The following is a 16,796-nucleotide window of genomic DNA, read 5'->3' as shown; positions in this document are numbered from 1 at the left end:
TATATAAAGATCGAAAAAAGTTGTGTAAGATTTTTTACTCATAAAAAAAGTAACTTTCCTATAGAAATCGGAAGTGTTCTTAAACTGTTCCGGTTTTTATTTTAATCATTCACCTAAAAAACATAACATCTTGATTCTCAATTTAAAAAATATATTCACCGAAATTGGAGAGACGACGATATTCGCCAAGAAGTTTTTTAAGGAGGTATTTATTCCGCCTTATGAGACCAAAGAGTTTTTAAAACAATGTTACGTTATCGGCTATAAGTCTTTGCCTTTAGTTGCGATTACAGGTTTTATTATGGGATTGGTTTTAACGCTTCAATCTCGTCCAACATTAGTCAAATTTGGTGCAGAATCTTGGCTTCCTGGAATGGTGGCTCTTTCGCTGATAAGAGAAATTGCTCCCGTAATTACCGCTTTGATTTGTGCAGGGAAAATTTCATCAGGAATTGGTGCCGAATTAGGATCAATGAAAGTAACAGAACAGATTGACGCAATGGAGGTTTCGGCTGTTAATCCGTATAACTATTTGGTCGTAACGAGAGTTCTGGCATGTACTTTAATGGTTCCCATTTTAGTGTTTTTTGCTGATGCAGTTGGAATTATAGGCGGCTACATGGGAATTAACATTCACGGAGACGTCAATTTCTATCGATTTTTAACTCAAATTATTCAATCCTTAGAATTTTTAGACTTGTTTCCAGCTACTATAAAAACATTCTTTTTTGGATTTGTAATCGGAATGATTGGATGTTACAAAGGCTTTACCGCTTCTAACGGAACTGAAAGTGTGGGTCAAGCTGCAAATTCAGCCGTTGTAACAGCTTCATTAAGCATTTTTATTATTGACATGGTTGCAGTTCAAATAACCGATTTATTCTTTTAAAAATGATGGAAGAAAAATTACATAAAGAACCTAAGAAAAAAGTAAAAGATCAAGCTCCAATTATTGAGATTAAAGATCTGCATAAAACTTTTGGACATGATAATACGATTCTAAAAGGTGTAAATCTGATTTTAAATAAAGATGAAAACCTAGTCGTTTTAGGTCGTTCAGGATCAGGAAAATCAGTTACTATAAAATGCATTGTAGGATTGATTGAACCTGATAAAGGAGAAATAAAAGTCTTTGACGAAAACGTTCTTAACATATCAAAAAGCGAGCTGAATGCGATTAGAGTCCGCATCGGATTTTTGTTCCAAAGCGGAGCACTTTACGATTCGATGTCAGTTAGAGAAAATCTCGCTTTTACTTTAAGCAAACACAAACGTGATTTGACTGAAGATGAAATTGAAAAAGAAGTCATGGAAGCACTTGAAAATGTTGGTTTAGCCGAAGCCGTAGACAAAATGCCATCTGAACTTTCGGGAGGTATGAGAAAAAGAATAGGTTTAGCAAGAACATTGATTTTAAAACCAGAAATCATATTGTACGACGAACCAACAACAGGTTTGGATACCATCACGTCAAGAGAAATCAGCGAATTGATTTTGGATATTAAAAACAAACAAAAAACATCGTCGATCATAATTACACATGATATGGCTTGTGCAAAAATGACTGCCGACAGAATTATTGTTTTAAAAGATGGCGTCATTCATGCCGAAGGAACATACGAAGAACTAGAAAAAGACGAAGACGAATGGGTTCGCTCATTTTTTCAATAAAAATAAAGCAAAATAATAAATAGAAATCATGGAAAAGCAATCTGGATATACTTGGAAATTAGGAATGTTTGTAACAATAGGCTTACTGCTTTTTATAATGGCCGTGTATTTTATTGGAAAACAAAAAAACCTTTTTGGATCAACCTTTCACATCACTTCTCAATTTAAAACAGTAAGTGGTTTGGAAGTAGGAAACAATGTTCGTTTCTCCGGAATCAATGTCGGAACAGTAGAACAAATTCAGTTAAAAAATGACTCGACTGTTATTGTTGTCTTGGTTATGAAAGAAGAAGTTCGAAAATTTATTAAAACCGATGCTACTACAAGTATTGGTTCAGATGGATTAATGGGAGATAAAGTTTTAACCATTTCTCCTGGTCTAAAATCGCAAACTATTATTGGAAACAATGGCCAACTTGCTTCTGTAGACGGAATCGAAATGCACGACATTATGAAAAGCGTGAAGAAAAGCGTTGATAATATCGGCGTGATTTCAGACGAAATTGCCATTTTTAGTCACAGCATGAACAACGGAAATGGTGCATTGGCAAGATTGGTTAAAGATGATAAAATGGCAAACAGCGTTTCGAATACACTTGAGAATCTGGAATCTGGAACCAAAGGTTTCAGTGAAAATATGGAAGCTGCAAAAAGTAATTTTCTGTTGAGAGGCTACTACAAGAAAAAAGAAAAGCAAAAAGCTAAAAAAATTGAAGAAGCAAAAGAGAAAAAAGAAGAAGCGATAGAAAAGCAGCAAGAAGAAAAAGAAAAAGCTGCCAAAGAAGCCACTAAAGAAAAGGAGAAAAAAGAAAAAGAGCTTCAAGAACAGAAAGAGAAAGAAGAAAAGAAGAAACAAGAAGAGGCTAAGAAGTAATCCTAGATTAATAGGAAAGAAGCAAGAGGGAAGACTTGTTTGGAAACGGTAATCAATTACAACTTCTACTCCTACATTACAACTTACAGTTCAAAGCTTTTCACTTTTTACATTTAACTTTTTACTGTAAAAATTTCTAACAAGAAAAACTTACATATATGCCTAATACATTCAAACATACCGCCTTAAAAGTTTTAAAAATTACCGGAATTTCGATTGCGGTGATTTTGTTTTTGTTGTTTATTATTCCGTTGCTTTTTCCTGGAAAAATTGCTTCGGAGGTGAAGAAAATTGCCAATGAACGTCTGGACACCAAATTGGACTTCACAAAATCGAAACTATCATTTTTTACGCACTTCCCATCATTGACGGTCTCTTTAGACAATTTATCGCTTACGGGTTCTAAGCCTTTTAGTAATGATACTTTATTGAGCGCCGAACAAGTAGGTTTTGGAATTGATATTAAAAAACTGTTTTTTGATAATGAAGTCAAAATCAACAAACTTTATGTTTCTGATGCATTGATTAATGTGATGGTCAATGAAAAAGGTCAAGCCAATTATAACATTTATGTTGCTCCAGAAGACAGAAAAGACGAAAAAAAAGATCCGAATGCACCTGAGGAAGGAACTGCTATTCGATTGGAAAGAATTGATTTAGAAAATTGTCATGTAAAATATAATGATCGCTCTGCAAAAATTTTGGTTGATGCAAAAGGCTTCAATTATGTTGGAAAGGGAAATCTGAGCGAAGACATCTTTGATCTTGCCACCGATGCAAGAATTGAAAATCTTGATTTCTTCTACGACAGAACTGGTTATATCCGAAAAAAAGAAGTCCGTGCCGATTTAATTACCCGAATCAATACCAATTCGCTTTCTTTTATTCTTCAAAAAAATGAATTACGAATCAATAAATTACCGCTAAAATTTACTGGTTTATTTACCATTTTACGAGACGGATATAAAATTAATATTAAAGCGCTTTCAGAAAATACCACCGTAAAAGATTTATTGTCTGTAATGCCTCCTGAATATTTGACTTGGTTAGAAAAGACAGAAATATCAGGAAAAAGTGATTTGTTATTGACTTTTAAAGGCGATTATAATGTTTCTAAAAAACAAAAACCAAATTTGGCTTTCAACTTAAAAATCAACGAAGGTTCGGTAAATCATAAAGATGCGCCCGTTCCATTAAAAGATTTTCAAATGGATTTGAATGCTATACTTCCGTCTTTAGATACAGAACAATTGTTGGTTAATCTTAGAACTTTAAAATTTAAAGTTGGAGAAAAAGATTATTTCAATGCTTATTTACACAGTAAAGGTTTGAGCGAAATGACCATTGACGCAAGTATAAAAGGCGCTCTAGATTTAGCTGTTGTAGATGCCGCTTTAGGATTAAGTGATTTTGATGTAAAAGGAATTTTAAAAACCGATCTTCAGGCAAAAGGACTTTTTAGTACTTCAAAAAAATTGTTTCCTAAAACTATTGGCGGAATTTCACTGCGAAACGGATGGCTGAAAACTTCCTATTATCCGAATCCAATTACGAATATCACTTTTGTGGCTAATATGCTGAATAAAGCAGGAACTTTCCAGGATTTAATTGTCGCTGTTGCTCCAGCTTCTTTCACTTTTGAAGGAAATCCAGTTTACGTAAATGCGACCTTATCTGATTTTAGTGATTTGGCTTATAATGCAAAAATCAAAGGCGAATTGAATGTGGGTAGAATTTATCAGGTTTTCTCACAAAAAGGTCTTGATTTGACAGGTTATGCTAAAGCTGATCTTTCATTAAAAGGAAAACAAAGTTACGCCACAACGGGACAATATGATAAATTAGACAATAAAGGAACTTTAATTCTAAAAAATATAAAAGCTACATCAGAATTATTTCCCAAAGCTTTCTTTATCAAACAAGGAAATTTCCGATTTCAAAATGAGAAAATGTGGTTCGAAAAATTTAACGCTTCTTACGGAAAATCTGATTTTGACATTAACGGTTATCTACTGAATACCATCAATTATTTCTTAGAATCAAACGGGACTTTGAGTGGAAATTTCAACTTAAAATCAAAATTAATTAATGTTGATGAGTTCATGGCGCTTGAAAAAGGAGAAAACAAAGACCGAACTATTGCCGTTGAATATGCCAAGGAAGACCATCCAAAAATGAGCGGTGTGGTTATTATACCTAAAAACCTGAATGTGAGTTTGAATGCCAATGCAGACAAAGTAGAATATAACGGATTGGTTATCAATAAACTTAACGGAAAAACCGGTATTAAAAAAGAAGGATTTTACTTAGAAAATATTAACTTTAACATCATTGATTGCATTGTTGGAATTAATGCTTTTTACAAAGATGAATCTCCAACAGCTGCAAATTTCGACGCACATTTTACTGCAAAAGATTTTGATGTACAAAGGGCTTATAAAGAAATTCCGATGTTCCATGATATGGTTTCTGCAGCAGAAAAAGCGCACGGAATAATTTCTGTTGACTATAAAGTTAAAGGTGATTTAGATGGAAACATGGGACCAATTTATGCTTCTCTTAATGGAGGCGGAACTATAAATCTGCGTGATGTCAAAGTTAAAGGCCTAAAACTATTTGACGGAATTAGTTCTAAAACAGGTCAAGATGGTTTGAATAATCCTGACATGAAAGGCATTGAAATCAAATCGACTATTGACAAAAATCTTATTAATGTTGAGCCATTTACCTTTAGTGTTGCCGGATTTAGACCTACAATTAAAGGAACTACAAGCTTTGACGGACTTCTGGATCTGAGAATGCGTTTAGGTCTTCCCCTATTCGGTCTTATCGGATTTCCAATTGTAATTACAGGAACGCATGAAGATCCAAAAATTAAAATTTTTAGTAAAACGGGTCAAGAAATCGATCCTGCCGTTTATGATAAAAAACGAAATAAAGTAATCAAAAAAGAAAAAGTTAGCACCTCTAAAACGAAATGATGATGAAAAAGAAAGAGCAGCCAAACAAAAATGGATTTTTTGAACAATTTGCTTCCAAAGTGACAAAAGCGACTGGGAGCACAACTGCTTTTATCAGTGCTTTTGCACTGGTGGTTTTATGGGCAGCTTCGGGACCAATTTTCAATTATTCAGAAACCTGGCAACTGGTTATCAATACAGGAACTACGATTATCACATTTTTAATGGTTTTTCTTATTCAAAAAGCGCAAAACAAAGATTCGCTTGCCATTCAATTAAAACTAAATGAGCTTGTTGCTTCCAACGAATTATCTAGTAATAGTCTAGTAGATATTGAAGATATGACTGAAGAAGAAATGATTATTATCGAAAAATATTATAAAAAATTAAGCCAGTTAGCTAAAAAAGAAAAAAGCATAAAATCGTCACATTCCATTGATGAAGCTCAAGAACTTCACAATCGAAAACATAAAAAATAAAACCAATTCAACCAAAAACTTAACTTTAAATAACCAAATAAATGAAATTGAGCTCTACCGAAACCTACTGGCCTTTAAAAAATGCCATGAAACACAGTTATCCTTCTGTAGATTCTGATATTACAACCGACATATTAATTATTGGCGGCGGAATCACAGGAGCTCTAATGGCCTACAAATTAGTAAACCAAGGCAAAAAAATTGTTCTCGTAGACCGAAGAGATGTCTGCGGAGGAAGCACTTCTGGCAGCACTGCTTTATTACAGTATGAAATTGATGTTCCGTTGCATCAGCTTATCAAACTTAGGGGTACAAAATGTGCCGTCGAAAGTTATCAAAATGGGAAAAAAGCCATTTTTGATCTTCGAAATATTATTGATACTGTGGGGTGCGATTGTGGTTTTGAGTTTAAAAAAAGTATTTATTTTACCACTTTAAAGAAAGACCTTCCCTTTTTAAAAAATGAATTTAAAGCCCGAAAACAACATGGCTTTGAAGTAAGCTGGTTAAGTCGATCAGAATTGCAAAAAATGGGTTTAAATGCTATTGCGGGTATCGAATCTAAAACAGCTGCTGTTATGGATCCTTTCAAATTAGCAAGTGATTTATTATTTTATTGCCATGAAAAAGGAATGCAGATTTTTGATCGAACCAATATTGCCAATATTCAACATCAAAAAGGTAGAATCATTGCTACTGTAGATAATAAATGCACTATAAAAGCAGACCATATTATACATTGTACAGGTTATGAAAGTACCGAAACACTGCAAGAAAAAGTAGTCGATTTGAAAAGTACTTTTGTAATTGCATCTGAAAGTCAGCCCGATCTTCCGGAAAATTTCAAACACGCTATATTTTGGGATACGGCAGCTCCTTATCATTACATCAGAACCACAGATGATAACCGAATTATTATGGGTGGCGGCGATGAGGAATTTAAAGATGCCAATAAACGCGATAAACTGCTTCCCAAAAAGGAAAAATATCTTTTGAAACAGTTTCTCCGTAGATTTCCAGATTTAGATTTTAAAATTGATTATTCCTGGGCGGGAACTTTTGGTGAAACCAAAGACGGACTTCCGTATTTTGGAAAACCCAATTCGAGAAGAAACGAACATTACATTCTAGGTTTCGGTGGAAACGGAATCACTTTCAGCGTCCTCGGAATGAATTCAATTCTGGATTCTCTTCAAAATAAAAAAAATACAGATTTAGAGTATTACCGCTTCGGGCGTTGAAAAAAGCTTTGCTTTTTAGTTACAGAGGGACAAAGTAACAAAGGGACAAAGGTTCAAAACTTTGTCACTGTGTCACTGTGTCCCTTTGTTACTTTGTCCCTTTGTAACTTTGTGCCTTTGTAACTTTGTAACTTTGTAACTTTGTAACTTTGCAACTTTAAAGAACCAACTCCATCTGAATATTACATCTTTTATAAGGTGTTTCAAGTCCAAACACTTTTTCGAAACCTAATTTGTAATAGAGATTTATGGCGGGTTTTAAAATCGTATTGCTTTCTAAATAAATCTTTTTTGCCCCTAATTCTTTTGCTGTGCGTACAATTTCTTTTCCTAAAAGCCAACCGATATTTTTTCCTTGTGCTTTTGGCGAAACGGCCATTTTTGCCATTTCAAAATCATATTCCGGATTGTTCATTTTGATAAGCGCACATACACCAACAGGTTCATTTTCGTACAATGCAACCAGGATTTTTCCGCCTTTCTTTAAAATATAATCTTCCGGATTATCTAAGGCTTTGTAATCGGCTTCTTCCATTTCGAAATACGTTGAAATCCATTCTACATTTAAGGCTTTAAACGCATCTTGATATTCGGCTGTATACGCAACAATTTTAACGTCTTTACTTTCTCTTTGTTTTTTCTGTTCGCTGACTCTTTTTATTAGTGATTTTTGTTCTAATAAAAATTCCCATTCTTCCAGCGCTGCCCAAAGATTATGTTTGGCTTCAGAAATTAAGCTTTCAATCGCAACATCGATATCTTCCAATTGTTGTTTTACAATCTGTGAAATTGCAATTCCTTTTTCGCTTAAAACAACATTATTCTTTCGTTTGTCTTCAGTTTTAGAACTTTCTTCAACTAATCCCGCAGCAATCATTTCTTGAATAATTTTACTAACTGATGGTTGAGAATGACCGATTTCGTTTGCAATTTCTGTAATTGTGATTTCACGTTCTTCTGCAAGAGTATAAAAAACCGGAAACCATTTCGGTACAAAATCTACTCCGTACAACTCATATATTTTAGCAGCGTCATCTGTAACCGCAGCTGTCATTAAACGCAAACGACTTCCTAGTGCCGCTTTTCCAACTTTATCAAAAAATTCCATAACAAATAATTAATTATATAACCAGTTATGCAAATGTATAAAAAAAATCTTTTTGCAAAGATTTTTTTTAGGGACAAAGGTTCAAAGTTACAAAGAGACAAAGATTTAGACCTTTGTTACTCTGTTACTTTGAACCTCTGCAACTTGTATATATCATGCTTTATAGCTAACGACTTTAAATAAAGTAAAACACTTTGTCACTTTGTAACTCTGAACCTTTGTCACTCTATTACGCAGTAATAGCAAGAGAATTCAAATTAAATTTATACTCTTTTGGGCTGCAGTTGTATTTTTGTTTGAAGATTTTAGAGAAATAACTTCTGCTGGTAAAACCGATGCAGTACACAATTTCTGAGATATTTAGATCGGAAGTTCTAATTAAAATTTCTGCTTTCAAAACTCGCATATGAGTTATATAATCGTTTACCGTGCGGTTGTGAATCATTTTGAAACCTTCTTGGAGTTTGTTTGGAGAAAGTCCTGATTTTTTACTCAAAGATTTGATTGAAAATGCTTCTTCAGGACTTGATTTGATAAATTCTGAAAGTTCTTTTATTTCTTCCATTTCTCTCAAAGTCAACCCGTTTGATTCATTTGCGAAAGCGTGTAAATCGTCAGAATGTTGCTGAATTTCCATCGCAAGAATAATTCTCATAATTCCTTCTTTCAAAAGATTACGAACAATTCCGGTTTGTGTAATCGAATTAAGCTGTTCGATTTTTTCGGCAATTTGCAAATTATAAGATCCGATATAAAAGAAATCCTGAACCAAATTGTTCTCAAAGAAAGTATCTCTAACTTTTTGATTTAAAGAATGCGCTTGCTCCTTTACGTCGTTTTGAGTTCCGACAATAATCAACGTTAATTTTGTTTTTTTTCCTTTTTCAAAAAATAAAACATTATCCTGATTCTCTTTTGAAGTTACAATGGCTGTCTGAAAGGTTTTTAGTTTTCGCTCTTCCCCATTCAATCCGAAACTATGCGAAAGATTTCCTTTAGAACAATATGCAAAATAAATAGGAGACGATTTTACATTCAAAATATCCAATCGAACATCAGTTGAAAATGTCATATCAAACTGAACGTACGAAATATTGTCATTGAAAGAAGCTCCAATAATAGAACCTTCTGCAAAACTATTTTCAACCTCCAGCGTATATTCATCTAGATCAAAAATTACCTTTCCACCAAAATGAGTATGAAGTTCATCAAATATATTTTGAGTTTTTTCTGTATTTATAGTAACTATTTTCATGGTCGTCGGATTTAAATTCTATAATTTGTAAACAGATTAATTTTGCGAAAAATCTGAGATTCAAAGTTCGTTTAAAGACACACCAAACTTGTTATATAATTTTTCTGTTTTGTTTTATAATTCCTTATAAATGCTTATTTTAACATAAGATGAAAATCGTTAATATATAAGTATGAAAAGTTTCTCTTTTGCCCCAATAAGTTCGCCCACTTCCAAAATATTAATTTTAGGTACAATGCCTGGAACAAAGTCGTTAGAATTGAATCAATATTACGGTCATAATCAGAACAATTTTTGGAAATTTATGTTCGAAATCCTTAACGAAGAATTCTCAAATATCTACGAAGAAAGAAAAAAGCTGTTAATTAAAAATCATATCGCATTATGGGATGTCTTACAATTTTGTGACCGTATTGGAAGTCTGGACAGCGCCATAAAAAACGAAATAGCAAATGACTTTGAATCTTTTTTGGCATCGCATCTTCAAATAGATACAATTTTATTTAATGGACAGAAAGCAGCAGCATTTTTCAAAAAATATATTCATTTAAATAAAGAATATAAAACTTTCACACTACCTTCTACAAGTCCGGCCAATGCCAGCAAGACTTTTCAAAGTAAATTGGATGAATGGAAAGTCATTCAGACCTTATTATAGAGCGTTTGATTTTATATAATTAAAATGCAAATATTGGAATCATGTAACTTTTTCCTTTTAAAGTATAACAAAATGCAACCACTTCTGAACTAATTTTACATCTAAGAAAAACAAGCTATAGCGAAGATTTGAAAAACGAAATGAAAAGGCTTTATTCTTATTAAAATTGAAAAAGCAAACTGTAAAAAGTTTTGACTATAAAGAGAACATTGGTTATGTTAGTTTATTTTTGGGAAAAAGCTACTCTATAGAAATATAGAGTAGCTTTGTTTTTATACCACACCTACTTAAATAAAAAGCGTATGAAAATTCAAACTTATTACAACCATATACGATTCTATACACCGCATCATTTTATATATTATCCTCTTTTAATACTATTTTTAATTGCCAGCATTTATCTGAGTATTACAACAGACGATCATCTTATTTGGGCATTTATAAGCGTAGGATTTGCATTCTTATTTGCCTTGGCTTTTATGCTTCGCCAGCATTATGCACTTACGCTGCAAAATAGAATTGTACGTTTAGAAATTCGATATCGTTATTTCACCTTAACAGGCAAGCGTTTCGAAGAAATCGAATACAAACTTACAGACGACCAGATATTTGCATTACGTTTTGCACCAGACAACGAGTTTATTCCGCTTCTGGAAGATGTTTTAAAAAATAACCTGACAGGAGATGCCATCAAAAAAGCAATCGTACACTGGAAAGCAGATTATCATAGGGTTTAAAAAAATCAATGTCAAAAATCAATGACAAAAATCAATGACAAAAATCAATGTCAAAAATCAATGTCAAAAATCAATGACAAAAATCAATGACAAAAATCAATGTCAAAAATCAATGTCAAAAATCAATGTCAAAAATCAATGTCAAAAATCAATGTCAAAAATCAATGACAAAAATCAATGACAAAAATCAATGACAAAAATCAATGACAAAAATCAATGACAAAAATCAATGACAAAAATCAATGTCAATTAAAAATAAAAAAGCTCAATTTGAAATTCTCAAATTGAGCTTTTTTTATCGAACTTGAAATTGTTATTGAAATTGTTATTGAAATTGAAATTGAAATTGATATTGATATTGAAATTGAAATTGAAATTGATATTGATTTTTGTCATTGAACTTATTTCGTCAAATCAAATCCTTCTTTTACAATTTCGCTTTCTACTTTGTCAATTAATTTATTGGTTTTTCCTGTAAGTCTTTCTTTTTTCCAATCTCCTTTTATATATAAAATCAAAGTAATCAAAGCCGTTATAACGGTAGAAATAGGAAATGCCCACCAAATACCAATTTTACCTAAAGAAGTGTTATGTGATAAAATAAAAGCCAGCGGAAACTGTAAAACCCATTGCGAAACCAAAGTAAGAACCATAGGCAATTTTGTATTTCCTACGGCACGAAAAACGCCGGTTAAACACAATTGCAAACCTAAAAATCCCCAAGAAAGACATGAAATTCTTAAAAATTCTGTTCCACCTTCAATAACAGCTTGATCGTTTGGAACGAAAAAAGCAATCAAATAAGGTGCACAAATAAAAGCAATAATACCAAGTCCGGTCAATAACCCGAAACCTAAATACCCACCGAGTTTGGAAATTTCTGCTGCACGATCAACATTTCCCGCGCCAATATTTTGTCCGACCAAAGTGGCTATTGCCATCGATAATCCCAAAGCTGGAATTAAAATCAACTGAATCAAGTTGGATCCGGCACCGTAAGAGGCAACGGTTAAAGTTCCGAATCGAACGATCAAAAACGTAATCGCCATCATTCCCAATGCACGCATAGACTGTTCAATTGAAGATGGAAATCCGATTTCGAAAGCTCTTTTAATGTGTTTGTAATCTGGTTTAAAATCTGAAATACGAAGATGAATTCCATGCTTACCTCTAAACAAGATTGCAAAACCAATTATAATCGCTAAAAGTTGTGTAGACAACGTCGCCAAAGCGGCACCTTTTACGCCCATTGGCGGAATAAAATTCCATCCGTAAATAAACAAAGGATCAAGCGCGAAATTCAAAATCACTGTTCCTAAAACAATATACACTGGTAAAGTTACGCGTCCAACTCCACGCATAATCGATTGGAAAATCATAAATCCGAAACTAAAAACCAACCCAACAAACGCCACACGCATAAATCCTAACGCATCAACATAAACCCCTGGCTCTACCTTTAGCAGATATAAAAAATAGGGACTTAAAATATAACCTATAATCGACAATACAACCGAAACGATAATGACCATCGACAAAGTCTGCGCCGCCACATGATTGACCATTTCTTGGTTTCCTGCACCAAAATATTGCGCAATCAATATAGAACCAGCAATAGCAAGTCCGGTTCCTAAAGCTATGGTTAAAAAGATTACAGGCGTGCTTATAGAAACGGCTGCAACAGCATCTCCTCCTAATCGACCAACCCAAAAGGCATCCACTAATTGGTACGCTGCCTGTAATAAATTGGCAATCATAATAGGAACCGCCAATTTTAATAATGAAGAAAAAATTGGTCCTTCTAATAATTCGTTTTTTTTCATTTATTCAAAAATAATTATTTAAAAATAAGTTGACATATCAACTTTTAAAGTCTAAAAAAAATTAAAGCGTTTCTAACTTGTCTGCATACGATTTTACAATTTCTAAGGCTTCAATTCTCTCTTTTGGAGAAAAAACAGACATCACTTCATCTTCTGCTCTTTTCATAAGAGAACGAATCTCTTTTGCCATTGCAAGGCCTTCGTCCGTTAGACTTACGATATTTTTTCTTTTATCGATTTTATCCTTTACAACCTCAACCAAATTCTTTTTTTCAAGAGCGGTTATGCTTCTTAAAATAGACGATTTGTCTCGCATTGTTTTGTCTGACAATTCTCTTTGCGAAAGTCCTTTATGACGTAAAATCATCAATAAGGGCAATTGCTCCAGCTGTAATGTAATTCCGGATTCTGTCATTAACGCATTTGTTCTCCTAAAAATCGCCCTTTTCATTCGATGAATCTGAAAGAAAAAACTGTCTGCTATTTCTTCTTTCCAAAAGTTAGAAAGTTCCCTTTTATCCAAATTTGTATTTTTCATGAGGCAAATTTACAAAAAAGGATGACATGTCAACTAATTCATTCGAAAATATTTATTTCACTGATAACCAATATATTTAATTAAATTTTTCCAAATCAAAAACCAAATTTGCACGATAATTTTTACTAACTTTATTGTTAAAATTCTCCTTAATCAAATAAAAACTAAAGCTGATGAAAAAATTATTTACCTTTTTAGTAATGATGTTCTTTTGGATTTCATTACATGCGCAGGTTGTTGTTGAAAATAATGTAAGTGAAAGTTTGAATACCTCCAAAACTGAGAGCGATGAGTTTCAGGATAGTTATGCCGACGATCTTCCTTGGCATGCGAGAAGATTTAAAGTTACTGCAGGTGCTTTTTTTCCGATCAATAATACAGAAGTCCAAGTTGGAAGCAATAATGGCACTTTTGGAAACTTGATAGATTTTGAAAAAGATCTCGGCTTTAATAAAAGTACTGTTTCCTTTTTTGGAGCTTTTGAGTGGAGAATTTCCAGAAGATCTAGACTTGGATCAGAATACTATTATTTAGGTCGAAATTCAAGTAAAACACTAGAAAAGGAAATTGAATTTAGAGACCATGTTTATCCTGTTAATGCTACAGTTTCTGCTTTTATGAATAATCATATTGGTAGAATTACCTATAGCTATGCCTTTATATCTAAACCAAAATATGAAATCGGGGCTCTTATTGGCGCTCACGTTTTGTTTACCGATGTAGGAATGAGATTGGAAGGTGCAACAATTGAAACCGAATACCGAGATAATTTTGATTTTACAGCTCCCCTTCCAGACATTGGGGTTTGGGGTGAATTTGTATTAGGAAGGAAGCTCGGTTTATATGCTAATTTCAATTATTTTGCCATTAAAATTAATGATTTTGATGGAAGACTTTTGAGTTACAATTTATCTCTTTTATATAATGTCTACGAAAATTTCAGCCTAATGGCAGGATATACGGGATTAAACGTTAGAGTCGACATGGAAAAAGAAAGACTAAACGGATTCTTCAAATGGGGCTACAACGGACCAACTCTAACTGCAACGTATAGTTTTGGAAATCATGTGAAGCTTTATAAACACTAGTTTTCTTTGTTTCAGGTTTCAGGTTTAACCAGTAATTATGCTCAAGGTTAATCAACTTGAAACTATAATTTAACCGCAAAGCACGCAAGTTTTTTTCTAAGCGGTATGCTTACAAACGTAAAGTTCGCAAAGCTTTATGAATAAATCTTTGCGAACTTTGCGTAAACCTTTGTGTGCTTTGCGGTTAAAATCTATCATAAAAAACAAACCCGACAACTTCACAGCTATCGGGTTTATTCCAAACTTAAACTACTTAACTCAAAATAAAACTTAGAATCTCAATACCTTAGAACCTAAGTTCCTCAGCACCTTAGAACCTAAAAAAATCATTTCTCGATTGGAGTGAATTTTATCGCTGTTCCTCCGCCAGCGGCCAGTTTTAGGTTTAACACGGTTTTGTTGTTTACTGCTTGTTTAGAGATTGTAACGGGATACGGATTAGTTTTATAATTTGCTCCCGCTCCATCTGCGTATATTTCCGCTTCATATTCTTTGTTTTTATCTAAAAATGAAAGTGTCACTTTTAGATCTCTTGCATTTCTGTTAGTGATAGCGCCTAAATACCAGTTTTTCCCATCCCAGTCTTTACGGGCAATTGTGGTGTATTCTCCAATTTTCGAATCTAAGACTTTGGTGTCAGACCAAGTGCAAGGCACATCTTTCACGAATTGAAATTCTGGTTTTCCTTCGTAATTTTCAGGTAAATCTGAAGCCATTTGCAATGGACTGAAAATAATCACATACAACGCCAATTGATTGGCCAAAGTCGTCTGCACTTTTGCACCTGAAGGTGTTTTGTAAGCAAAATTGAAATTACCCGGAGTGTAATCAAAAGGTCCTGATAACATTCTCGTAAAAGGCAAAGTAGTTAAATGTTCTGGCGTATTTCCTCCATCTACAGACCATGCATTATATTCTTGTCCGCGTCCGCCTTCTTGCGACATAAAGTTCGGATAAGTACGTTGCAAACCAGTTCCTTTCATTGGTTCGTGGTTGTCGATCATAATATGATATTTAGCAGCCGTTTCGATTACTTTTCTGTAATGACGGGCTCCGTACTGACTATCATGCCATTCTTTTTTATCCAAAAATTTGTTTACGTAGCCTGTTTTAACAGAATTCACACCCATTTTTTGATACAGTTTGAAGGCTTCTTCTAGCTGACTTTCGTAGTTTTTAGTCGCTCCAGCCGTTTCATGATGCCCAATTAAACGAACATTTTTCATGGCTGCGTATTTTGTGATTTCTTCCAAATTAAAATCTGGATAAGGTTTTACAAAACTAAATGCAGAACCATCTGCTGTCCAGTCGCCGTCCCAACCTTCATTCCAACCTTCAACCAAAACACCATCAAAACCATTTTTCGCTGCAAAATCAATATACTCTTTCGTATTCTTTGTGGTTGCGCCATGTTTTGGTCCTTGTCCCCAAGTATATTTTTCTAGATGCATTCCCCACCAAATTCCGATATATTTTGAAGGCGTAATCCACGATAAATCTTCAATCTTTGATGGTTCGTTCAGATTAAGCATAATAGTCGAAGTTGCCACTTCTCCAGGATTTTTTCCAACCACGATTGTTCTCCAAGGCGTTTTAAATGGCGTTTCTGCGTACACTTTTACTCCATCTGCCCAAGGCACTAAATCGCTTTTGTATTGTTTGTCAGTTGTTTTTAAAAGCGTCATAGAAGCAAAATCTGTCAAGTTCGCTTCGTGAATCGCAACATACAATTTATCTTTTGTTTCAAAAGTTGCTGGCGTATTGATTGTATCGGTTTTGCTCATTAAAGTTTTACGATATTCACTTTCATAATAACTGTTTTCACGATGCACCGGAATCCACCAAACTTCGTTATTGTCTTTAAAAGTAAACTGAGTAACTTCATTAGAAATTTTGACTTTTCCTAAATTTGGTTGCTTTGGAAATTCATAGCGAAATCCGACACCATCATCAAAAACTCTGAAGATAATATCAACCAAACGCTCCTCGCCTTTTGCTTCTTTTAAATGAACAATCAATTCGTTATGATGATCTCTCACTTTTTTGAATTCGCCCCAAGGCTGTTCCCAAGTTTCATCTGCCGATTTTTCTTCTGTCGAAACCACTTCAAAACCATCGGTCATTTTGGTTAAACCTTGAAATTCAAATCCCATGAGAGAAGGCTCAATAACCGATTTTCCGTTAGAAGAAAAACTATATTGCGGCTGACCTGTTGGAGTTAATTCAAAAGTTAATTCAGAGATCTTTTCAGGAGAACTGATTTTATACGTTTTTTTAGTACTGCAAGCCATAACAAGCATCGAGGCAAAAGCTATTAGACAGTATCTATATTTTCTGTTTTTCATTATTTAATTGTATTAATTA

General features: G+C 33.7%; 14 protein-coding genes. 9 read left to right on the top strand and 5 right to left on the bottom strand.

All coding sequences use genetic code 11. The features are described from left to right. Positions 1 to 130: 130 nt before the first annotated feature. From K6T82_RS04315 to K6T82_RS04290, 6 genes are all read left to right on the top strand, one after another. Positions 131 to 889 (top strand): MlaE family ABC transporter permease, encoded by a 759-nt coding sequence (locus tag K6T82_RS04315; protein WP_223704690.1) that lies wholly within the window; start codon positions 131 to 133, stop codon positions 887 to 889. Positions 890 to 894: 5 nt separating this feature from the next. Further along, on the top strand, positions 895 to 1,671 hold the full coding sequence (locus K6T82_RS04310) for an ABC transporter ATP-binding protein (RefSeq protein WP_420828325.1): 777 nt from the start codon (positions 895 to 897) through the stop codon (positions 1,669 to 1,671). A 28-nt stretch (positions 1,672 to 1,699) separates the two neighbouring features. Continuing rightward, the gene (locus tag K6T82_RS04305) at positions 1,700 to 2,545 is read left to right on the top strand and encodes an MlaD family protein (RefSeq protein WP_223704688.1); all 846 of its coding nucleotides are present in this window, start codon (positions 1,700 to 1,702) and stop codon (positions 2,543 to 2,545) included. Between the two features lie 158 nt (positions 2,546 to 2,703). Further along, positions 2,704 to 5,526 carry an AsmA family protein gene (locus tag K6T82_RS04300; protein ID WP_223704687.1) on the top strand — a complete coding sequence of 941 codons (2,823 nt, stop codon included), beginning with the start codon at positions 2,704 to 2,706 and terminating at the stop codon, positions 5,524 to 5,526. Positions 5,527 to 5,528: 2 nt separating this feature from the next. Then, a complete protein-coding gene (locus K6T82_RS04295) occupies positions 5,529 to 5,984 on the top strand; it encodes a low affinity iron permease family protein (RefSeq protein ID WP_223704686.1) in 456 nt (151 codons plus the stop codon). 41 nt (positions 5,985 to 6,025) lie between these two features. Further along, positions 6,026 to 7,225: an NAD(P)/FAD-dependent oxidoreductase gene (locus K6T82_RS04290; RefSeq protein ID WP_223704685.1), complete on the top strand. Its 1,200-nt coding sequence runs from the start codon at positions 6,026 to 6,028 to the stop codon at positions 7,223 to 7,225. Between the two features lie 157 nt (positions 7,226 to 7,382). On the opposite strand, the gene K6T82_RS04285 is transcribed toward K6T82_RS04290, so the two are convergent. After that, positions 7,383 to 8,333, bottom strand: coding sequence for a bifunctional helix-turn-helix transcriptional regulator/GNAT family N-acetyltransferase (locus K6T82_RS04285; RefSeq protein WP_223704684.1), 951 nt, complete (start codon positions 8,331 to 8,333; stop codon positions 7,383 to 7,385). 229 nt (positions 8,334 to 8,562) lie between these two features. Then, positions 8,563 to 9,588: a helix-turn-helix domain-containing protein gene (locus K6T82_RS04280; RefSeq protein ID WP_223704683.1), complete on the bottom strand. Its 1,026-nt coding sequence runs from the start codon at positions 9,586 to 9,588 to the stop codon at positions 8,563 to 8,565. A gap of 172 nt (positions 9,589 to 9,760) precedes the next feature. Between K6T82_RS04280 and K6T82_RS04275 the strand changes: the two genes are divergently transcribed. Together K6T82_RS04275 and K6T82_RS04270 are read left to right on the top strand one after the other, a co-directional pair. Further along, positions 9,761 to 10,246, top strand: a complete 486-nt coding sequence (locus tag K6T82_RS04275) for a DNA-deoxyinosine glycosylase (protein WP_223704682.1) — start codon at positions 9,761 to 9,763, stop codon at positions 10,244 to 10,246. 302 nt (positions 10,247 to 10,548) lie between these two features. After that, positions 10,549 to 10,983, top strand: coding sequence for a DUF6526 family protein (locus tag K6T82_RS04270; RefSeq protein WP_223704681.1), 435 nt, complete (start codon positions 10,549 to 10,551; stop codon positions 10,981 to 10,983). A 401-nt stretch (positions 10,984 to 11,384) separates the two neighbouring features. Here the strand turns inward: K6T82_RS04270 and K6T82_RS04265 are convergent, their stop codons facing one another. Both K6T82_RS04265 and K6T82_RS04260 read right to left on the bottom strand, forming a co-directional pair. After that, a complete protein-coding gene (locus tag K6T82_RS04265; protein WP_223704680.1) occupies positions 11,385 to 12,806 on the bottom strand; it encodes an MATE family efflux transporter in 1,422 nt (473 codons plus the stop codon). A gap of 61 nt (positions 12,807 to 12,867) precedes the next feature. Next, positions 12,868 to 13,344, bottom strand: a complete 477-nt coding sequence (locus K6T82_RS04260) for a MarR family winged helix-turn-helix transcriptional regulator (protein ID WP_223704679.1) — start codon at positions 13,342 to 13,344, stop codon at positions 12,868 to 12,870. A gap of 173 nt (positions 13,345 to 13,517) precedes the next feature. On the opposite strand from K6T82_RS04260, the gene K6T82_RS04255 reads away from it, so the two are divergent. Beyond that, positions 13,518 to 14,432: a hypothetical protein gene (locus K6T82_RS04255; protein ID WP_223704678.1), complete on the top strand. Its 915-nt coding sequence runs from the start codon at positions 13,518 to 13,520 to the stop codon at positions 14,430 to 14,432. 326 nt (positions 14,433 to 14,758) lie between these two features. Here K6T82_RS04255 and K6T82_RS04250 read toward each other — a convergent pair whose 3' ends face one another. Next, positions 14,759 to 16,777, bottom strand: coding sequence for a glycoside hydrolase family 97 protein (locus K6T82_RS04250; protein ID WP_223704677.1), 2,019 nt, complete (start codon positions 16,775 to 16,777; stop codon positions 14,759 to 14,761). Between the last annotated feature and the right edge of the window lie 19 nt (positions 16,778 to 16,796).

It is taken from the genome of Flavobacterium potami (genome assembly GCF_020026915.1).
Classification (GTDB): Bacteria; Bacteroidota; Bacteroidia; order Flavobacteriales; family Flavobacteriaceae; genus Flavobacterium; species Flavobacterium potami.
Note: the sequence above shows the minus strand (reverse complement) of the source record. Positions and strands in the feature narration are given on the sequence as shown.